Annotated in this window: 4 protein-coding genes; 3 read left to right on the top strand and 1 reads right to left on the bottom strand. The window is 67.5% G+C overall.

Features of this window, described 5'->3' with window-relative positions:
• The first annotated feature begins 30 nt into the window (after positions 1-30).
• Complete coding sequence (locus tag JYJ84_RS30075) at positions 31-1341, top strand: MFS transporter (protein ID WP_085039703.1); 1311 nt, start codon at positions 31-33, stop codon at positions 1339-1341.
• A 104-nt stretch (positions 1342-1445) separates the two neighbouring features.
• Positions 1446-1625, top strand: coding sequence for a hypothetical protein (locus JYJ84_RS30070; protein ID WP_122944721.1), 180 nt, complete (start codon positions 1446-1448; stop codon positions 1623-1625).
• Positions 1626-1640: 15 nt separating this feature from the next.
• Here the strand turns inward: JYJ84_RS30070 and waaC are convergent, their stop codons facing one another.
• Positions 1641-2636 (bottom strand): lipopolysaccharide heptosyltransferase I, encoded by a 996-nt coding sequence (gene waaC / locus JYJ84_RS30065; RefSeq protein WP_122946618.1) that lies wholly within the window; start codon positions 2634-2636, stop codon positions 1641-1643.
• A gap of 178 nt (positions 2637-2814) precedes the next feature.
• On the opposite strand from waaC, the gene JYJ84_RS30060 reads away from it, so the two are divergent.
• The coding region (locus tag JYJ84_RS30060) for a chloride channel protein (RefSeq protein WP_205189856.1) at positions 2815-4108 on the top strand (1294 nt) is incomplete at its 3' end.

The following is a 4108-nucleotide window of genomic DNA, read 5'->3' as shown; positions in this document are numbered from 1 at the left end:
GACCGCCCCAACGACAAAACGGAGACATCCATGTCCGCATCCCCCCCGACGGTTGCACACGCAACCGGTTCGGCCGGCGCCGTCAGCCACCGGCGCATCGTGTTCGCGAGCTTCATCGGCACCGCGATCGAGTTCTACGATTTCTACGTGTACGCAACGGCCGCCGCACTCGTCATCGGCCCCGTCTTCTTCCCGCACGGCTCCGCGACCGCACAGGCGCTGTCCGCGTTCGTCACGTTCGGCATCGCGTTCATCGCACGCCCGATCGGCTCGTTCCTGTTCGGGCACTTCGGCGACCGCATCGGCCGCAAGTCGACGCTCGTCGCGTCGCTGCTCGTGATGGGCGTGTCCACCACCGCAATCGGCTTCGTGCCCGGCTACGACGCGATCGGCACGCTCGCACCGGTGCTGCTGTGCGTACTGCGCTTCGGCCAGGGGATCGGCCTCGGCGGCGAATGGGGCGGCGCCGCGCTGCTCGCGACCGAGCATGCGCCGCAGGGCAAGCGCGGCTGGTTCGGGATGTTCCCGCAGCTCGGGCCCTCGGTCGGCTTCCTGATGTCGAACGGCCTGTTCTTCGCGCTCGCGCTGTCGCTGTCGGACGAGCAGTTCCGCAGCTGGGGCTGGCGCATCCCGTTCCTGGTCAGCGCTGTGCTGGTCGCGCTCGGCCTGTACGTGCGGCTCAAGATCACCGAAACGCCTGCGTTCCAGGCTGCGCTCGATCGCAACGAGCGCGTGCGCGTGCCGGTCGCGACCCTGATCACGCAACACTGGCAGCCGACGCTGCTCGGCGCGCTCGCGATGGTCGTCTGCTACACGCTGTTCTACATCTCGACGGTGTTTTCGCTGTCGTACGGCGTGTCGGCGTTGCATATTCCGCGCCAGAGCTTCCTCGGCCTGCTGTGCTTCGCGGTCGTGTTCATGGGGCTCGCGACGCCGCTGTCCGCGTGGGCATCCGACCGCTTCGGCCGCAAGCCGGTGCTCGTCGTGGGCGCGATCGCCGCGCTGCTGTCGGGTTTCGCGATGGAGCCGCTGCTCGGCAGCGGCTCGATGCCGCTCGTCGCGCTGTTCCTGACGATCGAGCTGTTCCTGATGGGCGTGACGTTCGCGCCGATGGGTGCGCTGCTGCCGGAACTGTTCCCGACCAACGTCCGCTATACGGGCGCGGGCGTCGCGTACAACCTCGGCGGGATTCTCGGCGCGTCGATCGCGCCGTATATCGCGCAACTGCTGGCGGCGCGCGGCGGGCTGTCGTGGGTCGGCGGTTATGTGTCGGTTGCGGCGGCCATCAGCCTGATCGGCGTGCTGCTGATGCGCGAAACGCGCGACGCATCGCTCGTCTGAGACTCCGGGGCGGCCCGGGTTGTGCGGTGGTCGGCGCTGCCTATACTCGATCCTGGGTGCGCCGCTGCGCGCCCCCGGGATCCCGCCCCGAAGGAGCCGCCGCCATGAACATCCGCCTCGGCAATGCCGATCTGGTCCTGATCCTCGCGCTCGCGCTGGGTGGCGCGCTGCTGCTCGCGCTGCGCTTCCGGCCGAAGACGTGGCGCGGCCTCGTGTTCGAGGCGCTGCTCGCGAATCTGGCGGCCATCGCCGCCGTGGTCACCATCGAAGCGATACTGGCGTAAGCCCGCCGGCAACCGTCAGGCGACGGCCTGCACCGGCAACACGTCGCAGACCGGCGCCACGGCATCGATTGCATCGAGTGCGTCGGCCATGCTCGGCGGCGCGCCTGCGGCGCCGATCGACAGCGAATGCGGCGCGCCGCCGATACCGAAGTGGGCACGCGAAGTGGCCACGAACATCATCACCGTCGGGCGCCGCAGCGCATGCGCCAGGTGCACCAGCCCCGTGTCGACGCCGACGACCAGCGCCGCCCGGCTGATCGTCGCGGCGAGTTCGCCCAGTGACATGGCCGGCAGCACGACCGCGCCAGGCGCGCGCGCGGCGATGTCCTGCGCGTCGCCATGCTCGGCAGGCGAGCCCCACGGCAACAGCACGCGCAAGCCGCGCGCCATCATTCGGGTCGCGAGTTCGGCCCAATGATCGGCCGGCCATTTCTTGTCGGCATTCGACGTGGCGTGGAACAACAGCATGAACGGTGCGCCTTCGGTAACGATCGGCGGCAACGATACGTCTGGCGCAACGATCCCGTACGACGCAATGCCTTCGGGCGCGTAGCCCAGCGCCTCACCCGCGCTGACACGCATGCCGTGCCACGCGTCGCAGGGCGGCTTCGGGCCGAAGCGATGCGAATATGCAAAGCGTGCCCCAGTTTCGCCGAGATCCGGCGTGCGGTATCCGACACGACGCCGGGCACGTGCCAGCGCCGCAATGATCGCGCTCTTGTAGACGCCGTGCAGGTCGATCACCGCATCGTAGCGATGCCGGCGCAACGCGCCGATCGACGCCGATATCGCCTTCAGGTCGCCGGTATTTCTCATCTTCTTGAAGCGGCGCAGCGGCGCGCACAGCACGGCGCTGACGCCCGGGTGCCAGCGCACGATCTCGGCACACGACTCGTCCACTGCCCAGTCGACCTCGACGCCCGGAAAGGCACGGTGGAGATCCGCAACGACGGGTAGCGTCTGGATGACGTCGCCGAGCGACGTCACTTTCACGATCAGAATGCGTTTCACGTTTGCGGGGAAGTACATGGAGCGGTGCATTTCGGCATGCTAATAAGATCGGGGACGCTTGAGAATTACGGCTAAATTACATTTGTAACAAAGCGTTTGGATATGTCGAGAATTGTAGAGCTTATTGTCGCCCGGGTTCTTTTTTTATAATCGTGTCTTTGCCTTCCGGCCCGTGCCAATGCCACGCCCTGCCCTTCCCACCCTGTTTCCCGCACTCACCCGACGCTCGGTGAGAATCTGGCGCCAGTACGGCGTTTTCTGGCTCGGCGCGATCGTCGTCGGTCTCGCCGCCGTACTCTACGCGCGACTGATCGACTGGGGCTACGAGACCTTCCGCACGATGCGCGATCACGCCGTGTGGCTGCCGCTGCTGCTGACGCCGGCCATCGCCGCGGTGTCGGTATGGATCACGCGCCGCTTCTTCCGCGGCGCCGAGGGCAGCGGCATCCCGCAGGTGATCGCGACGCTGCACGCGCGCCCGAGCGCGTTCGGCTCCCGGCTGCTGACGCTGCGCATCCTGTTCGGCAAGGTGCTGGTCTCGTTCCTCGGCATCCTGGGCGGCTTCACGATCGGCCGCGAAGGGCCGACCGTGCAGGTCGGCGCGGCGCTGATGTTCAACCTGCGGCGCTTCTATCCGCGCTCGAACGCGCAGATCGAACGCCAGCTGGTGCTGGCCGGCGCGGCGGCCGGGCTGTCGGCCGCGTTCAATACGCCGCTCGCCGGGATCGTGTTCGCGATCGAGGAGCTGACCCGCAGCTTCTCCGCGCGTGCCAGCGGCGTGCTGATCACCGCGATCATCCTCGCCGGCGTCGTCGCGCTCGGCCTGAACGGCAACTACACGTATTTCGGCACGATCGATGCCGGCCCCCATTTCCCGAAACTGCTGGCGCTCGCCGTGCTGGTCACCGCGATCGTGACGGGGATCGCAGGCGGCCTGTTCTGCTGGCTGCTGCTCAACACGGGACGCTGGCTGCCCGCGCAGCTGCTGGGCCTGTATCGCGAGCGGCCGATCGCGTTTGCGGCGCTGTGCGGCTTCGCGATCGCCGTCGTCGGCCTCGTATCGGGCGGCACGACCTTCGGCAGCGGCTATGCCGAAGCGCGCGGCCTGCTCGACGGCAGCCAGCATCTGTCGGTGTTCTACCCGTTCCTGAAGATGATCTCGATGGTCGCGTCGTACCTGCCAGGCATCCCGGGCGGGATCTTCGCGCCGTCGCTGTCGATCGGCGCCGGGTTCGGCAACCTGCTGCACATCGTGTTCAGCAACATGAGCCTGCCGATGCTGATCGCGCTCGCGATGGTCGGCTACATGGCGGCCGTCACGCAGTCGCCGATCACGTCGTTCGTGATCGTGATGGAGATGATCAACGGCCACGCGCTCGTGATTTCGCTGATGGCCACCGCCCTGGTGTCGAGCCGCGTTTCGCGCTTTTTCGCGCCGCCGCTCTACGAAACGCTCGCCCAGCGCTATCTCG

This window comes from Burkholderia sp. LMG 13014, from assembly GCF_905232215.1.
Lineage (GTDB): Bacteria > Pseudomonadota > Gammaproteobacteria > Burkholderiales > Burkholderiaceae > Burkholderia.
This window is presented reverse-complemented; position numbering and strand designations above follow the sequence as displayed.

What these genes read in the sequence shown, in the direction of transcription:
- JYJ84_RS30070 (WP_122944721.1), top strand. Translation starts at nt 1,446, where the DNA reads ATGAACATCCGCCTCGGCAATGCCGATCTGGTCCTGATCCTCGCGCTC.
- JYJ84_RS30075 (WP_085039703.1), top strand. Translation starts at nt 31, where the DNA reads ATGTCCGCATCCCCCCCGACGGTTGCACACGCAACCGGTTCGGCCGGC.